Source organism: Arthrobacter sp. FW306-06-A (assembly GCF_021870055.1).
Classification (GTDB): Bacteria; Actinomycetota; Actinomycetes; order Actinomycetales; family Micrococcaceae; genus Arthrobacter.
Genome location: NZ_CP084552.1, coordinates 4,179,431 through 4,196,327 on the forward strand (window position 1 = coordinate 4,179,431; position 16,897 = coordinate 4,196,327).

The window sequence follows — 16,897 nt, forward strand, 5'->3', positions numbered from 1 at the left end:
CGTAAGCGGAACCAGTGGCTATACCATGAACACAGCTCAGACATTCGGGAGGTGGATAGTGAGCGATTCAGCCACCCGCCAGGACAGCCCTCGTGACGGGGCAGGAACACCGCTGGGGTCCTGGCCTAAAGTACCGTGGCGGACCGAAGGCCTGCCCGACGAACCCGGGCAGGGGAAGAAAAAAGGCCGGTGGTGGCGCACCCTGCTGATCGTGGTGCTGTATCTGGCAGTGTTCTCTGCCTTGTCCGTGCAGGACCAGTTGGGCAAACCCGTGTCCGTGTCCTACACCGAGTTCAAGGCGCAGGTCCGGGAGAACAACATCGCGGAAGTCTTCGCCAAGGGCCAGACCATCGACGGGACCCTCCGGACCGAAAAGCCCCTGCCCGGCAGCAATGGGAACAGTTATATCCGGTTCACGACCGAACGTCCCCTTTTCGCTGACGACAGCCTGCTGAGCGAACTGGAACAAAACAACGCCACCGTCCGCGCTACCCCGCTTGTGAGCGAACGCGGTGTCCTGGCCAACCTGCTGATCTCCGTCGCCCCCATCGTGCTCCTGGTCCTGTTTTACCTGTGGCTGTTCAAAAAGCAGTCAGGCATGCTCGGCATGGGCGGCTTCGGGGCAGGGAAAAAGTTCCAGCCCGTGGACCCCGACAAGGTCCGGGTGACCTTCAAGGATGTCGCCGGCATCGATGAGGTTGAAGCGGAAATCTCCGAAGTGGTTGATTACCTCAAAGACCCCCAAAAGTACCAGGCGATCGGAGCCAAACCACCCAAAGGCGTCCTGCTCAGCGGCCCGCCCGGGACCGGCAAAACCCTGCTCGCCCGCGCCACTGCCGGTGAAGCCGGGGTCCCGTTCTTCCACGCCAGTTCCTCCGAATTCGTTGAAATGGTGGTCGGCGTCGGCGCCAGCCGGGTCCGGGAACTCTTCCAGGCCGCCCGCAATGCCGCACCCTCCATCATCTTCATCGATGAAATCGACGCGATCGGCCGCAAGAGAAGCGGTTCCCTGACAGTGGGCGGGCACGATGAGCGGGAACAAACACTGAACCAGATCCTGACCGAGATGGACGGGTTCTCCTCATCCGAAGGGATCGTGGTCCTGGCAGCAACAAACCGGCCCGATGTCCTGGACCCGGCCCTGCTGCGGCCCGGCAGGTTTGACCGCTCCATCACCGTGCACGCCCCAGACCAGGCGGGCCGGCTGCAGATCCTGCGCGTCCACGCAGAAAACGTGCGGCTCGCCCCCGACGCTGAATTGGACGCTGTCAGCCGTATCACCCCCGGCATGACAGGAGCGGAGCTGGCCAATCTCGTCAACGAGGCCGCACTGCTGGCGGTGAAACGATCCCACCCCGCAGTCACCCAACGCGACCTGCTCGACGCTCTCGAGAAAATCCAGCTCGGTACCGCGCGGAACGTTGTTATGCCCGAGGATGAACGCAGGCGCACCGCCTACCATGAGTCCGGCCACGCCCTCCTGGGCATGCTCGAACCCGGCGCCGATCCGGTCCGGAAAATCTCCATCATCCCCCGCGGACGCGCCCTCGGCGTCACCCTCTCCACCCCCGACACCGACCGGTACGGGTACGACGAAAACTACCTCCGAGGCAGGATCGTCGGGGCACTGGGCGGCATGGCCGCCGAAGACCTCGTCTTCGGCGTCGTCACCACAGGCGCCGAAAGCGACCTGCAGACCAGCACCCACCTGGCCAGGATGATGGTAGGACGATGGGGCATGTCCAAACGCATCGGCCCCGTCCAGATCCTCCCCGAAGAAGGAGACCCCCGCGCCGCGGGCGTCTCCGAAGGCATGCTCGACACCGTGGCCGAAGAAGTACGCACCCTGGTGGAACAATGTCACCAACGCGCCCTCACGCTTCTGCAGGAAAACCGCTGGCGCCTGGACTCCCTTGCCCAGCGCGTCCTGGAAAAAGAAACCCTCGACGAGCAGGAAATTTACGAAGCCGCAGGACTTCACCGCTCCCCCGCCGCACCGGCAGAGATGAGTACCAAAGGGTAAATCAATCCTTTCTGGCAACCGGCTCGTGAAGCACGAACAAAGAGCACTTCTCGCCGTTGTACGAGGGCGCAGAAGCCGGATCCCGGTTCCCTTGGAACTGGGGGAAACCTGATGGAGCCTTTCTCCCGTTCCATACCGGACCAGTGAACACGGCATCACAAAGAAGGTCGCTGGAACCGGCACAAACCTGCCTTTTGTTTCCTGCGGGGGCTGATGGGTATGGGCGGACGTGACAGGAGATGATGACAATGTTCGGGGCCTGGGACTTCTGGGAACTCCTGAAGGATCAGGTTGACGGCGTAGCGGAGCAATAAGCGCCCATGAGCCGCCGAAATTTACACCCAACCCGACACCTCTTCAGGAAAAGGACCGGAAACCAGGTTCTGCGAACACAACTGCATGGCAAGGAGGTCAGCTAATGAACCGTGACTTTGGTCCCCTGCTCGTAGTTGTTGGGGTGCTGGTAGTCCTGGTTGGGGTACTGGCTTGGAACGGTTGGTTGTCGTGGTTCGGGCATTTGCCTGGGGATGTCCGCATCGACAGCGGGAACGTTCGGGTCTACTTCCCTTGGGTCTCGATGATCGTCGTTTCGGTGGTGGTCAGTCTGCTAATTGCTCTGATCCGCCAATGAAGCGGCCAAACGGCCACACTTTACCGTGGACGGAATAGAGTCACCACTGCCAGTTCGTCAGAGCCTAATCAGGTTGAAGGAATCTCCAATATCGGCGAGTGAGACCTGGCATATAGACCAAGGCTTTGGGGCACGCCCCAAACTGCCGACGGGAGGTATGGTACTCACAACCGCTAACAATAGGGATAGGTTGCAGGCTTCAGTGTGGAAGCCCCCGCCGTACCGCCCGCAACCGGGAAAATTCTCTTAGGTTATCCACCGCTACTGCTGCCAGGGAGCTACCCCCGCTCGCTCCCAATTTCAGCCGTGGATAACCCGAATTGACCCCAGCGATGGACGGATCAAAGTCGGCACCATTTCGGGCTGCGTGGTCAGCAGGCACAGGTTGTCCGGCCGAGGCAGGTTGACGGAAAATCAATATGCGCCTGCGGCCCAAGCGGCTCAGCCTGGGTTAAAGCCAACACCACGTTAATGATCAGCACCTACCAGGGATCGCCCGCAGACTCCTTCAGTATTTAGGAGAAGTGCCGCAGTGGACACGCTTCCAGCAGTGCTCCTTGTCATCGGCGCAGCATTCGCCTGGACCGGCCTGACCACCACCGTCGTCTTTCATCTTCGCCGCAGGCGGAACGGGTCAACGTTGGTCGCCTCGGCCTCCCCAGGAACGAACCGCCACCGCCTGAGGCCATGGCGAGCCCGCCTTCACCGAAACCACGCCGCTATACGCCCGAGAAGGGTAAGCCTCCGACGAGCACGAGGCAGGGGCTCCACCCACCACTCCAGATAACCCTTGGGGAGCAAACGTGGATCCCGGAACGATCCTCGGATTCAGCACCGGATACCTTACCGCCCTTGTCGGCATCTTCCTCCTCTACCTGCCGTACCTCGTCCTCTTGGTGACACTGCTAATAGCGGCCGGCATCCTGCAGCTGCTGTTACTGCCGTTCGCCATCTTGATACGCAAGCTGCGCCGAACAAAGCCGCGGCCGATCCCGGACAACTCATGGATCCTGAACCCGACAAACAGCCAGCCGCCGGAACGGATCCTGCTGCCTGGGCGGACGGCGCCACAGTGAAGCGGTTTCTGCCCGGTACTACTTCCTGCCAATGCCGAAAGGAACGGCCGCAATGCCCCGGCCGAGTAACGCCGTCCCGGATCCCTTGAGGAATTGTTGTGCCAGGCGGGCCTATTCGGCAGCCGTGCGTCACAAGGTAACTTTCACCGTGTTGGTGTTGGTGTTTTGTCCGCGCTGGAGCGTGACGTCGGATTGTTGCCCTGGCTCTTTCTTCCGGCTAGCGGCCAGGAGATCCGTCACGCTGGAGATCTTCTGTCCGTCGAACTCATACCGGCCCTGGGCCGCGTCCCGGCCGAAGTTTGCGGGCGAAGACGCCAGGCCCGGGTGGCGACGTGGAGGTTGAGCCTTATCTCCGGGTCTGCCAGGTCGAAGCCCGTGATTTGCCGGATGGACTTCAGCCGGTACCGCAGGGTGCTGCGATGGATGGTCAGGCTCTGGGCGGTACTGTCATAATTGCCACCGTGGTCCAGGTATTGGGCCAGGGTATGCACCAGATCAGAACCGCGGCTGTCATCGGTGTGTTGGAGGGCGCCCAGCCACTCATCGATATAGCCAGCCAGATCCGGTTGGCCGCCTGCTGTGTCGAGGATGCGGTAGATGCCCAGCTGATCAAAGCGGGTGAGGCCGGAGGGCTCGATTGAATGGGTCCGAATGTGCAGCGCACGCTGGGCTTCCGCGAATGAACGCGGAATCTGCGTGACCTCCTGGCAGGGGCCGCCGACGCCTACCGCCCCGGAGGCGCCGTGCAGCAGCCTTGACATGACTTTAAAGAGCTCGGCGCCGGTCGGGGCGCCGGTGGCCACGGCAATGGTCATGTCGGAGCCCTGCGAAACGAGCGAGGCCGTGCGGAGTTCCCCGAGGGCTTTCCGCAGGGCGACCACCGCAGAATGGCCCCCCGTCCTCGGCTGCCACTGTGCCACAATGACATGCTGGGGGGCTCCGAGGTCATACCCGAGTGCTTGCGCACGCGAAACTGCGGCCCTCTGATCCATCCCGGCAACGAGCTCATCCACGAGATCACGGCCCAGCCGCAGTTCCACCTGGGCAAGGCTGCGCCGATGCGCCAACTCGACGTGCAGGATCCGCCTGGCATACTCCAAAGCGAAGACGTCTTCGTCAGTAAACGGCTTGTCCGTTTCCAGCATGCAGATTGCCCCCAGGACATCCCTGTCCGGCAGCACCAAAGCCACCAGCCTTCGAGGTTCCCGCACCGGGGATCCAGAGGCAAGCCAGAGTTGGGCGATCCGTGCCCGCGCGCCAGGCCCTGGCTGGGCGTAGGGACGGTCTGGACCAATGCCGGCTGCAGCGCGGATGTTGCCAAATGCGTCCTCGATACAAATCGGACGGCCCGTCAGTTCTGAAAGAACCTCCGCCACGAAGGCTTCCCTGGATTCCCTTTGCCCGAGGTCGGCAATCATTGTGCGGTCCAGGGCATTTTGGACCCTGGCACGCGCCTCAAGCTTCAGGACCGTTGCCGACAGGGACAGGAGACGCTCCTCAGTGTCCTCACTGCCGTCAGGGTAGCGCAGCTGGCCGGTTGCCTCCGGTGGGTGTCCTGCGGTTGGGTCTCCGGGGGACGCCGCCGGCGTGGGTCCACCCAGGTTCCGGAGCTGCATCAGCTGAGGCGGCCCCGGGGCGCTGGGGGCGGATAGCACCAGACACCCGTTCAGCTCGCCGCTGTCCCCAAAGATGAACAGCGCGTATCGCCATCCTCGTCCGGACTCCGGGAGCACCGCATCCCTGCCATGGAGGCGAAGGACATCCTGATCCTGGGCTTTTGCTGTGCGGTCGGGGGTGGGTCGCAATTGGCCGTTCACCCCAAGGTAAAGGTCCTCCACTACACAGAACGGCAGCGCTGAAGCCCTCTGTGCTGCCGTGCTGAGGATTTCCTCGGCGCTAAGCCGATCGAACATCTTGGATCCCTCGTCTCCGTCCATAACTTGGGCCTCATCGTAGGCGTGAAGTCCGCGCGTAGACCTCCGGCTGCTCTCTGTGCATCGAGAATACCTCTGTGGCTTATGGACCTGCTAGGTCCAAAAGAGTCGGCTGATTTAGGCATGGGGGGGCCATGCAGCCGATCCGGTCAGAGAGCAGACTCGGATGTAGGACGCCCGTGGCAAGCCTTCGGTTCCAAAATGGCAGGTCTGATTCTGCGGATCTGTCATGCGGTGTTATTAGGGCGGACACCGTACAGAGGACCGGTTGCACCTCTCTTACCGGAGTGGATCATCATGTCCAAGGCAGTAGGAATTGATCTGGGAACGACCAACTCGGTGATCGCGGTATGGGAAGGCGGGGAAGCCCGCGTCATCCCCAATGCGGAAGGAGCCAGGACCACCCCCTCGGTGGTGGCCTACACCGACAATGGCGAACGGCTTGTGGGCCAGTTGGCCCGCAGGCAGTCCATTCTCAACCCTAAGGGAACCATCACGTCGGCGAAACGTTTTATCGGGCGCCGCTATGACGAGATCACGGATGAGGCAAAGGCGGTGAGTTTCGACGTCGTAGGAGACGAGAACGGCTTGGCCCGGTTCGAGGTTCAGGGCAAGAAAGTTGCACCCGAAGAGGTTAGCGCGCTCGTTCTCCGCAAGCTCGTGGACGACGCCGCCAAGCAGCTGGGCGAGAAGGTGACGGAGGCTGTCATTACGGTCCCCGCGTACTTTAATGACGCACAGCGCACCGCGACCAAGGACGCGGGTAGGATTGCCGGGCTGGAAGTCCTGCGCATCATTAACGAACCGACCGCGGCTGCCCTGGCCTACGGCATTGACAAACGACAGCATGAGACGGTACTGGTTTTTGACCTTGGCGGCGGAACTTTCGATGTGAGTCTGCTGGACGTGGGGGACGGAGTCGTGGAGGTCAGGTCCACGGCGGGGGACGCGCACCTCGGCGGAGACGATTTTGACCGCCGTCTGGTCGATTATCTGGCTGATGATTTCCAGAAGGAGGCGGGAATTGACCTCCGCTCGGACGCCCAAGCGTTGCAACGCCTGTTTGAAGCGGCCGAGAAAGCCAAAGTTGAGCTCAGTTCCGTCACCCAGACCCAGGTCAACCTTCCCTTTATCACGGCTGATGCCACCGGTCCCAAGCACCTGGCGGCGACCGTGCGCCGCTCCGTCTTTGATGAGATCACCCATGACCTGGTGGAGCGCACCATGGGGCCGGTAAAGCAGGCGATGACCGACGCGAAAGTCACTGCCAATGACATCGACGAAGTGATTCTGGTCGGCGGCTCCACCCGTATTCCCGCCGTACAGAACGTCGTGCGGCGCCTGACCGGCGGCAAAGATCCGAATATGAGCGTCAATCCCGACGAAGTCGTCGCAATCGGTGCCGCGATCCAGGCCGGCGTGCTCAAAGGCGAGGTCTCGGATGTCCTGCTGCTGGACGTCGTCCCGCTTTCCCTGGGTGTTGAAACCCGTGGCGGTGTCATGACCAAGATCATCGAACGCAACACAACCATCCCGGCAAGGCGCAGTGAAGTGTTCTCCACCGCGGAGGACAACCAGCCGGCCGTGGACGTGGTGGTCCTGCAGGGGGAGCGGGAACTGGCCGCGGACAACCGCGTGCTGGGGCGCTTCCAGCTGACCGATATCCGTCCCGCGCCCCGCGGGGAACCTCAGGTCGAGGTCACATTCGACGTCGACGCCAACGGCATCGTGAACGTCACGGCGCGTGACAAGGACACGGGCAAGGAACAGGGAATCACCATCAGCGAAGGTTCCAACCTTGACTCCAAGGAAGTCGAGCGGATGATTGCCGAGGCTCAGTCCCACAGGAGTGAGGATCTGCAGAACCGGGAGCGTATCGATACCCTCAACGAGCTCGATGCGGTGGCGTACAGGGTTGAGCGGTCCGTCAACGACTTGGGCGACACTGCTCCTGCCCACGACAAGGCCAGGGCGGAACTGCTGATTGGGCAAGCACGCGACGCCGTCAGCAACCAGGCGGACATCGCCACGGCGAGGGAGCTGATCTCCGAGCTCCAGCAGCTGCAGGCGGCGCTTAGCGCCTCGGCCGCTTCCGCGGCCTCCGCCGGGGCAGGGTCCGCGACGGGACCGGGATCCGCCCGGGAGCCCGGAGTGACCGCTGGCGCAGATGATGACGACATCGTCGACGCAGAATTTGACCGCGGTTAAGGGCAGCAATGAGCGAGCCGGCAGAGGCTGGACAGCCCCACCAAGGAAGTGACCAAGCGGAGGCCACCGAACCCAATGAAAGGAAAATGCCGGCCGCGGCGCAGGATGAAGCCTTGGCGAAGATGGAAGATCAGTGGCGCCGTGCGCTGGCCGAGGCCGATAACGCGCGGAAGCGGGCAGTTCGGGACAGCGCACAGCAACGGGCGCAGGAGCGCGCCTTGGTTGCCTTGGCGTGGCTGCCCATCCTCGACAACCTGGAGCTTGCCTTGACCCATGCCGACCGTACGGAGGACCCGCTCGTTGAAGGCATAGCCTCCATCCGGACCCAGGCCATCGACACCCTGGCCCGCCTGGGCTACCCCCGCATCGACGCCGAGAACGTCCCCTTCGATCCGCGGGTGCACGAGGTCGTCAGCGTAGTGGAAACCGACGAGGTTCCGCCCGGGACCGTACTCAGCGTGTTGCGCCCAGGGTACGGAAGCATCGAGAGCACGCTCCGCCCAGCCGCTGTTGTGGTGAGCCGGGCGGTGAAGGCCGACCGTGGCTAAGGATCCCTATTCGGTTCTTGGCGTCCCGCGGACAGCGGACGCCGAGGAGATCCAGCGCGCCTACCGCAAACTCGCAAGAAAGTACCATCCGGACGTCAACCGCGAGCCGGACGCGGCTGACCGGTTCAAGGAAATCGGCGAGGCCTACAGCACCCTCTCGGATCCTGAAACCAGGGCGCAGTACGACCGGTTCGGCTCTGACTTCCGGCAATACGCCGGCAGCGGCACCGGTCCGGCGGGGGCCGGACGGCGACGGGGTTCCGGAGGCCCGCGGCCCGGCCCGCGGCCAGGACGCGGAGGGTACGGCAACGTGGACGTGAACGTGGGGGACGTCGATTGGGAGGATCTGCTGGGCGGCTGGTTCCGGCAGCAGACAGCGGGCCCGGCCCCGGGGGCGGACCACGAGGCCGAGCTCCGGCTGACCCTCGAAGAGGCGATCCGTGGGGGACGGCGCACCGTCAGGCTGGCCCAGCCCGGCGGTGAAACCCGGGACTATGACGTCACCGTGCCCCCCGGCGTGCTGGACGGGCAACGTATCCGTCTCGCCGGTCAGGGTGCCCTGGGCCGGGAAGGGGGTCCGCCAGGTGATCTGTTCCTGACCGTGCGGATCAAGCACGACACCAGGTACCGGCTTGAGGGCCGGGACATTCACTTCGACCTTCCCGTCACGCCGGCCGAAGCCGCCCTCGGGGCCAGGATCAAGGTCAACGCACCCGCGGGCCCGGTCACGATCACCGTGCCTGAAGGCTCCTCCAGCGGGCGCAGGCTGCGGCTGCGCGGCCAGGGGATGCCCGATTCGAAGGGCCAGCCGGGGAACCTCTTCGCGGAGATCCGCATCATGGTGCCCCGTCATCCCAACAGGCAGGAGCGTGAGCTGTACGAGAAACTCGCCACGGCATCCGACTTCAACCCGAGGGAGGGGCTATGAGCCAGGCCTATCCGCTGGCCTATCCATGGCGCCTGAATCTTGAGGCGGTGGCGCGCAGCAGCGGTGTCCACCCCGACGTCGTTCTGCGGTTTGTGGACCTGGATCTGATCCGGCCGCTGGGCGACGCCCCGGGCGGGCCCTGGTTCAGCCCCCGTACCCCGGAACTGATAGCGCGCGTCATGAGACTGCATTCGGAGCTGGCGCTGAATTACGCGGCCATTCCGTTGGTACTGGATCTGTTGGTGCGCGTCGACTCGCTTGAACGACGTTTGGTAGAAATCTCCCAGGTGGAAGGAACTGCTTCGCGATGAATATGGAGAGTTTGACACAGAAGTCGCAGGAGGCCTTGGCGGAGGCTCAACGCATAGCGCAGCGCTCCGGGCATACGGAGACCGACGGTGAACACCTGCTCGCGGCCCTGCTGCAGCAGGAGGGGGGCCTGGTTCCGCGACTGCTCGCGGGCATGCAGATCGACGTCGACGAGCTGAAGTCGGCAGTCGAGGTTGAACTGCGGCGCAAGCCGAAGGTCACGGGTCCCGGGGCGGCGCCGGGACAGGTATACGTCAGCCGCCGGCTTGGCGCACTCCTTGATACGGCTGACCGTGAAGCCAAGCGGCTGAAGGATGAGTATGTCTCGGTGGAACACCTGCTGGTTGCGCTGGCGGAGGAAGGACGGTCCACGGCGGCCGGGAGAGTGCTTGCTGATCACGGGATCACCCGCGAGGCGTTCCTGTCTGTCCTGACCCAGGTCCGGGGAAACCAGCGTGTCACCTCCGCGACGCCGGAACAGACCTACGAGGCGCTGGAGAAGTACGGCCGCGATCTGGTGGCGGACGCGCGCAGCGGAAAGCTGGATCCGGTCATTGGCCGCGACGCGGAGATCCGGAGGGTCGTTCAGATTCTTTCCCGCAAGACCAAGAACAACCCGGTGCTGATCGGCGAGCCGGGGGTCGGGAAAACCGCCATCGTGGAGGGCCTGGCACAACGCATCGTCCGGCAGGACGTGCCGGAAGGGCTGAAGAACAAGACCATCTTCTCGCTCGACATGAGTTCGCTCGTGGCCGGCGCGAAATACCGCGGCGAGTTTGAGGAGCGGCTGAAGGCGGTGCTTGCCGAGGTGCTGGCTGCGGAGGGCAGGATCCTGCTCTTCATCGACGAGCTGCACACTGTCGTAGGGGCAGGAGCGAGCGAAGGGTCCATGGACGCCGGGAACATGCTCAAGCCCATGCTGGCCCGCGGGGAGCTCCATATGATCGGGGCGACCACCCTTGACGAATACCGTAAACACATCGAATCGGACGCGGCCCTGGAACGCCGCTTTCAGCCGGTCCTGGTTGAGGAGCCCGACGTCGAGGACGCCATTTCCATTCTCCGTGGGCTCCGCGAACGGCTGGAGGTCTTCCACGGCGTCAGGATCCAGGACAGCGCCCTGGTGGCCGCCGCCACCCTGTCCCACCGGTACATTACGGACCGGTTCCTTCCTGACAAGGCCATTGACCTGGTGGATGAGGCCTGTGCCCGGCTGCGGACGGAAATTGATTCGATGCCTGCGGAACTCGATGAGCTGACGCGTAAGGTCACGCGGCTCGAGATCGAAGACGCGGCATTGTCCAAGGAAACCGACCCCGCCAGCAAGACCCGGCTGGAGGAACTGAGGCGTGAACTGGCCGACCTGCGTGCCGAAGCCGACGCGAAGCGGGCCCAATGGGAGGCCGAGCGCCAGGCGATCCACAAACTGCAGGAAATTCGCAGCGAACTGGAGCAGCTGCGGCAGGAGGCGGAAGAAGCCGAGCGGAACTACGACCTCAACCGGGCGGCGGAGCTACGCTACGGCCGAATTGCCGACCTCGAACGGCGGTTGCCCGCTGAGGAGGAACGACTGGCCGCAAAACAGGGTGAACAACGGCTGCTCCGCGAGGTCGTGACGGAAGACGAGATCGCCGAGATCGTAGCGGCCTGGACAGGTATCCCCGTCGCACGCCTGAAGCAGGGCGAACGTGAAAAAGTCCTCCACCTCGACGACATCCTGCACGAACGCGTCATAGGCCAGGAAGACGCCATCGCGGCCGTCACCGACGCGATCATCCGCGCCCGCTCCGGCATCCGCGACCCCCGCCGGCCCATCGGATCGTTCATCTTCCTGGGACCGACCGGCGTCGGGAAAACCGAACTCGCCAAGGCGCTGGCGGCTGCCCTGTTCGACAGTGAGAACGCGATGATCCGGCTGGACATGAGCGAGTACCAGGAACGCCACACCGTCAGCCGGCTCCTGGGGGCGCCTCCGGGCTACATCGGGTATGACGAAGGCGGCCAGCTCACCGAAGCCGTACGCCGGAAACCCTACTCGGTAGTGCTTTTCGATGAGGTGGAAAAGGCCCACCCTGATATTTTCAACACACTCCTGCAGGTCCTTGATGACGGACGGATCACGGATTCGCAGGGCCGCACCATTGATTTCCGCAACACCGTCATCATCATGACCTCCAATATCGGTTCCCAATATCTCCTGGAGGGCTCCACCGAGGGTGGGGCGATCACCGAGGAGGCGCGTGGGCTGGTGATGGGCGAACTCCGGGCACATTTCCGTCCCGAGTTTCTGAACCGGGTGGACGACACCGTGCTGTTCGCACCCCTTGGCCTGCCCCAGATCGAACGTATCGTGGATCTGCAGTTCCAACAGCTGCGGCAACGGCTGGCCGAGCAGCAAATTGAGCTGCACCTGACCGAGGAGGCGCGCCTGCTAATAGCCGAGCAGGGTTTTGATCCGGTCTACGGAGCCCGACCCCTGCGCCGCTATATTTCCCGTGTCGTGGAAACGCAGGTCGGCCGCGCCCTGCTGCGCGGCAGCATCGCGGAGGGGGGAGCGGTGACAGTGACAGCCGAAGGGGGTGAGCTCATGGTTGACTACAGCACCAAGGAGCTTGAAGGGGCCGGAACGGCATAAATCAGCAAGAAAGGACAGCTGGTCAGGATATAGTCCGCTGCCCCAGGGCCGGTCATCCGGAACCACAGGTCATGGACGTCGACGCCGCAAAGGTGCATGCCGGCGCGGAACGTGACGTCCTGTTTGGGCTAGCCCTGGAGGCAACACCCTGGGCCTGACCGTAAGGAAGGCAGCCACACGAGCCAGTGCTCCTGGCTCGTAGCCCTGCAAGGAATCGGCTATGGCCGCCGGCCTTCGCGGGACTAGCTTTTAAGCAGCATCCGGACAGCCCGGTCACGAGAGGACGTTCAATGAACCATCGGCCAGCGACAGCAAAACGCACGTCCCGTCTCCCCGGACTCCTCGCAGCGGCAGCCGTCCTCGCAACCTTGATGTCCGGCTGCACCGGCCCAGGGCAGAGTCCGGAGGCGTCGGTGACCTCGCAGTCCCCCGGGAGCACAACCGGCGGCGCGCCCGCCGGACAAACCGGTCCGGGGGGCGGGAGCGGGCAGAGTTTTCCGCAAGGTGTTGCGGACATTCCTGCCATCATCAGCAACCTTCAGCCATCCGTGGTGACGATCTTCACCAACGGCGGCCTGGGAAGCGGCGTCGTGTATTCGGAGGATGGCCTGATTCTGACCAATGAGCACGTGGTGCGCGGCAACGGCCAGGTTGAGGTCGGCTTTGCCGACGGCCAGCGGGTGGCCGGCACCGTGCGGGCCACCGACGCCGTCTCTGATCTTGCATTGGTGGAAGCCCAACGGACAGGTCTGCCCGCCGCTAAATTCCAAACCGTCCTGCCCCGGATCGGCGAACTTGCGATCGTTATTGGCTCGCCGCTGGGATTCGAAAATACAGCGACGGCGGGCATCATCTCGGGCCTCAACCGCCAGATCCCGGGATCGGCATCGAGCAGCCAGTCACTTGTCGACCTAATCCAGACCGATGCCGCGATCAGTCCCGGCAACTCCGGCGGCGCCCTGGTGAACAGCAGGGGTGAAGTGATCGGCATCAGCGAGGCCTATATTCCGCCGCAGTCAGGTGCTGTGGCCCTTGGGTTTGCCATCCCCGCCGCCACCGCAGTGAAAGTGGCCGACCAGCTCAGGGAGGACGGCACTGCCGATCACGCCTTCATCGGCCTGGGGCTGGCGGAAATCACGCAGCAGATCGCCGACCAGCTGGGCCTGTCCGACACACGCGGGGTGCTTGCACTCTCGGTGCCGGAGGCCGGGCCGGCATACCAGGCCGGCATCCGGCCCGGGGACGTGCTCACCAAACTCGACGGGGATGATCTCGCCACGCCTGAGGACTTCCTCGCCGCACTGAGGACCAGGAGTCCCGGGCAAACCGTAGCCGTTGAATTCCGCAGGGGAGCTGAAACGCAGGAGGTAAAAATCCAGCTGGTCGCGCGCCCCGCCTCCTAAGACGGGGCGCAATCAGGCTGCGGCAGCGGCTATAGTCCGCTGGCCAGTTTGCAGTACGGCACCGGGCTCCGCTGTTTCCCGGTTCCGGAGGGGTCCAACGACCGTGCATGGCGTGGCAGACGGCGGTTTTTCGGCCGTGGCCTGGGAGGCAAGGGTCGTATGCTTTTGCTATCGTTTTCAGCAGTTTGCCGGCCCCAGGATTCGGGACCCTGACCGGATCCATCGGTCCCCGCCGGGCCACCAGAGCATCGCCGCTCTGGTGCTGAATACCTGCGCATGGTTCTGAACAAACGCAGCGCAACGAACCCTTCAGCGCCCCCAGCGGTGTGTAAGAAAACCCGCCGCCTGGGGGCCCTCGGGCTTTCCACAGATCCTACCGTGCAGCAATAGCATCATCGCAGGGAGCATGAACGCCACCACCTGGAGCATGACACGGTTGCTGCTCCTCTACCATCGGGTATCGACCGCCGCTGATGGCGGTCGGGCAGTTGTTGCGTCACCATAGATGGGTGAATAGCAAGCCTTTCCAATCCTCCTCCGAACCTGCCGATCTGCAGCAAGACTCTGAACTGCTCATCGGCCTGTTGGTCTCGCCACCTTTGACGGAGGTGCTCGGCCCGGACATCAGCACCGCGGTACACGAGGCCCTGACACAGCATCATCCCGGGGTGCGCTGGGAGGTAACGGTCGGCGAGGACAGGCTGGTAAGTCCACCGACCGCGACCCTGAACCTGCTCGAGGCAGCCCGGGACCGGGTGCTGGAGGAAGGCTGGGATCTGGCCGTGGTGCTCACCGAGATACCGCTGAAGGATGGCCGGCGCCCGGTGCTCACCCAGCTGAGCCCCGTGCATGGGGTAGGACTGGTTGCCGTCCCCGCCCTGGGAGCCAGGCACCTGCGGCAAAAAGCGCAGGACACCACCGTGAAGGTCGTTGGGCAACTGTTGGACTACAACGTCGCCGACGTCGATGCCCAGCAGAACCTCGCCCGCAGAGCACACCAGTTATCCACTGACCTGGAAGAGCGCCCGGAAGACAATGTCGTGCAGTTCACGGCCAGGGTGCTGAGCGGCAACGTGCGGTTGCTGCTGGGCATGATCCGCGCCAACCGCCCCTGGGCCTTCATCGCGAGGCTGTCACGGGCGCTGGTCGTGGCAGCGGCCACCGGGGTTTTGACGCTCGTGGCCTCCGACTTGTGGCTCCTTGCCCTGGCCTACGGACCAGTCCGTCTGGCATTGCTGGCGGTCATGGCAATCGTAACGGTGAGTGCAACCCTGATCCTGGGGGGCGGGTTGTGGGAGCGTCCCCGGCGGCGGGCCCAGCGCGAGCAGGTAACCCTGTTCAATCTGGCTACCGCCGCGACCGTGGTCATCGGCGTCTTGGTGTTCTATCTGGCCCTGTTCATTCTGTCCTTGGTCGGGGCGTTCCTGCTCGTTGACGAGGGGGTGCTGACCGGTGTCGCAGGGCGCCCGGTAGATGTCCTGGACTACGCGAAGCTCAGCTGGCTCACTGCGAGCCTGGCCACCATCGGCGGAGCACTGGGAGCCGGACTCGAAGACGAGGACGTCGTCCGCGCCGCCGCCTACACCCGATCCAGCTCCTGACACACAATTGGCTCCTAAGGCCACTTCCGGATGCCCTGTTCTTTTCCATTGTCAGCGAGCAGGACCGGCTGTGACAGACTTGGGCGGCAGTACGACCGCCGTCCTGCCGGGGCCAAAGGGTTGACGGTGGAGGCGCCAATGGCTAATGGAGAGCGGATCAGGTAGATCCGTGCGACCCCATCAATGACAGTCAGGGTTTTTGAACGGGATTCAAGGTTTCGGTCATGCATCGCCGATGAGGAACAAGGGCCCTGTACGTTTCCCATGAGTCCCTCGCAGTGTGCCTGGTTTCCTGTCTGGCTTTTGTCAGGCTGTAGCCAGCCGGGACGCTTCGTTCAAGTGCTGGTCGCTGACCAGTACTGCATACCGCTCTGCTTCGAGGGCATGGATGCTGCTGAAATCACGCTGTCCTCTGGTTGCCCCGTGTGCGATGAATCCAAAGGCAGCTCCCCAAAAGGCGCCCAGGACCAGACTGATTAGCAGGATCATAATCCATACCGGCCCCACGGTGAGCAGCCCGAAGATCAGCCCGATCAGCAGGCCCAACCAGGCCCCGCTGCCGGCGCCATAGAGAGCGGCCTTGCCCTTGGTCAGGCGGCCGGTGACTTGCTCGACGCTGCGGATCCCGGTTCCTACGATCTGTACGTGTTCGACGGGAAAACCGGCATCGGAGAGCCGGTCCACCAATTGCTGGGCCTCGGCATAATTGCTGAACTCGCGAAGCACTGACTTGGTACTACGGCCGGTCGAGGAACCGGCCAGGGAACTTTCGGATCCCGTGGTAACTTTTCTCATTCCCTCACACTCGTCTTTTATGTCCTGAAGAAGTACTGGACCGGAGCGGGGTTTCTCGGCAGCTCCAAAAGCGCTGCCGAGAAACCTCCAGTCCCTTTAGGCGGCGATCTGCGGTGCCTGGGAGCCTTGGCTGATTTCGATCTTGCGGGGCTTGGCCTTCTCGGCCACCGGGATGCGCATAGTTAGCACACCGGCGTCATAACTTGCTTTGACGTTGTCGGCATCGAGGCTGTCGCCTAGGATCACCTGCCTGCTGAACGTGCCCAGGGGCGTTCGGAGGCAATCATCTCGGTGTTCTCCCCTGACCTGGATTTGCGTTCGGCGTGCACGGTCAGGACGTTCCGTTCAACGTCCACATTGATGGACCCCGGGTCCACGCCGGGCAAGTCAAACTCGACAACGAACTCGTTGCCGTCACGCCACGCGTCCATGGGCATGGCGGCAGGGCGGGCATGAGTTCCGATGACCTGCTGTGCGAGCCGGTCCAGTTCACGGAAAGGGTCTGTACGGATCAGCATTCGGGTGTGCTCCTGAAAAGTATCGTTCTTTGTTTTGGGGAAAGGTGCGGGATTCCCTCGACGGGGCGCCAGGGAGTTCCCTTGACGAGACGTCCGTCTGCTTAGGCACGTCCTATGTGCAACCAACCAGCCGGGCCCATATCAGGGGTTACGGAGGAACCGGCGGTGAAATAAGCTAAGCACACTTACCAAAAGCCCCACAAGGCCCTGTTGATGGTTCTGCAGGCAGCCCCGAAACGGTCAGCGGTGGGGGTGGAGGGGGCCGGTGCGGCCAGCCTGCGAAGGACA

Annotated in this window: 12 protein-coding genes and 1 pseudogene; 10 read left to right on the forward strand and 3 right to left on the reverse strand. The window is 63.4% G+C overall.

Features of this window, described 5'->3' with window-relative positions; translation table 11 throughout:
- Positions 1 to 58: 58 nt before the first annotated feature.
- The 3 genes from ftsH (at position 59) to LFT49_RS19575 (ending at position 3,730) form a co-directional block, all read left to right on the forward strand.
- Positions 59 to 2,023, forward strand: a complete 1,965-nt coding sequence (ftsH, locus tag LFT49_RS19565; protein ID WP_237429148.1) for an ATP-dependent zinc metalloprotease FtsH — start codon at positions 59 to 61, stop codon at positions 2,021 to 2,023.
- Between the two features lie 418 nt (positions 2,024 to 2,441).
- Positions 2,442 to 2,654, forward strand: a complete 213-nt coding sequence (locus LFT49_RS19570) for a DUF2905 family protein (RefSeq protein ID WP_066431721.1) — start codon at positions 2,442 to 2,444, stop codon at positions 2,652 to 2,654.
- 803 nt (positions 2,655 to 3,457) lie between these two features.
- Entirely contained in the window at positions 3,458 to 3,730 is a 273-nt protein-coding gene (locus tag LFT49_RS19575; RefSeq protein ID WP_066431724.1) for a hypothetical protein, read from the forward strand.
- A gap of 236 nt (positions 3,731 to 3,966) precedes the next feature.
- On the opposite strand, the gene LFT49_RS19580 is transcribed toward LFT49_RS19575, so the two are convergent.
- Complete coding sequence (locus LFT49_RS19580) at positions 3,967 to 5,643, reverse strand: PucR family transcriptional regulator (RefSeq protein WP_237429149.1); 1,677 nt, start codon at positions 5,641 to 5,643, stop codon at positions 3,967 to 3,969.
- A 318-nt stretch (positions 5,644 to 5,961) separates the two neighbouring features.
- Here LFT49_RS19580 and dnaK point away from each other — a divergent pair, with 318 nt between their 5' ends.
- From dnaK to LFT49_RS19615, 7 genes are all read left to right on the forward strand, one after another.
- Positions 5,962 to 7,872, forward strand: coding sequence for a molecular chaperone DnaK (gene dnaK, locus LFT49_RS19585; RefSeq protein WP_237429150.1), 1,911 nt, complete (start codon positions 5,962 to 5,964; stop codon positions 7,870 to 7,872).
- 113 nt (positions 7,873 to 7,985) lie between these two features.
- Positions 7,986 to 8,420: a nucleotide exchange factor GrpE gene (locus tag LFT49_RS19590; protein ID WP_237429151.1), complete on the forward strand. Its 435-nt coding sequence runs from the start codon at positions 7,986 to 7,988 to the stop codon at positions 8,418 to 8,420.
- Positions 8,413 to 9,348 carry a DnaJ C-terminal domain-containing protein gene (locus tag LFT49_RS19595; protein WP_237429152.1) on the forward strand — a complete coding sequence of 312 codons (936 nt, stop codon included), beginning with the start codon at positions 8,413 to 8,415 and terminating at the stop codon, positions 9,346 to 9,348. Before LFT49_RS19590 ends, LFT49_RS19595 begins: the two co-directional genes overlap by 8 nt.
- Entirely contained in the window at positions 9,345 to 9,659 is a 315-nt protein-coding gene (locus LFT49_RS19600; RefSeq protein WP_237429153.1) for a chaperone modulator CbpM, read from the forward strand. The genes LFT49_RS19595 and LFT49_RS19600 overlap by 4 nt, the downstream gene beginning before the upstream one ends.
- Positions 9,656 to 12,292 (forward strand): ATP-dependent chaperone ClpB, encoded by a 2,637-nt coding sequence (gene clpB / locus LFT49_RS19605; protein WP_236803107.1) that lies wholly within the window; start codon positions 9,656 to 9,658, stop codon positions 12,290 to 12,292. Before LFT49_RS19600 ends, clpB begins: the two co-directional genes overlap by 4 nt.
- 551 nt (positions 12,293 to 12,843) lie before the next feature.
- Complete coding sequence (locus LFT49_RS19610) at positions 12,844 to 13,695, forward strand: S1C family serine protease (protein WP_237429154.1); 852 nt, start codon at positions 12,844 to 12,846, stop codon at positions 13,693 to 13,695.
- A gap of 509 nt (positions 13,696 to 14,204) precedes the next feature.
- Complete coding sequence (locus LFT49_RS19615; protein WP_236803105.1) at positions 14,205 to 15,296, forward strand: hypothetical protein; 1,092 nt, start codon at positions 14,205 to 14,207, stop codon at positions 15,294 to 15,296.
- A gap of 306 nt (positions 15,297 to 15,602) precedes the next feature.
- On the opposite strand, the gene LFT49_RS19620 is transcribed toward LFT49_RS19615, so the two are convergent.
- Together LFT49_RS19620 and LFT49_RS19625 are read right to left on the reverse strand one after the other, a co-directional pair.
- On the reverse strand, positions 15,603 to 16,091 hold the full coding sequence (locus LFT49_RS19620; RefSeq protein WP_237429155.1) for a general stress protein: 489 nt from the start codon (positions 16,089 to 16,091) through the stop codon (positions 15,603 to 15,605).
- A gap of 96 nt (positions 16,092 to 16,187) precedes the next feature.
- Positions 16,188 to 16,609, reverse strand: a pseudogene (locus tag LFT49_RS19625) (Hsp20/alpha crystallin family protein).
- Positions 16,610 to 16,897 lie beyond the last annotated feature (288 nt).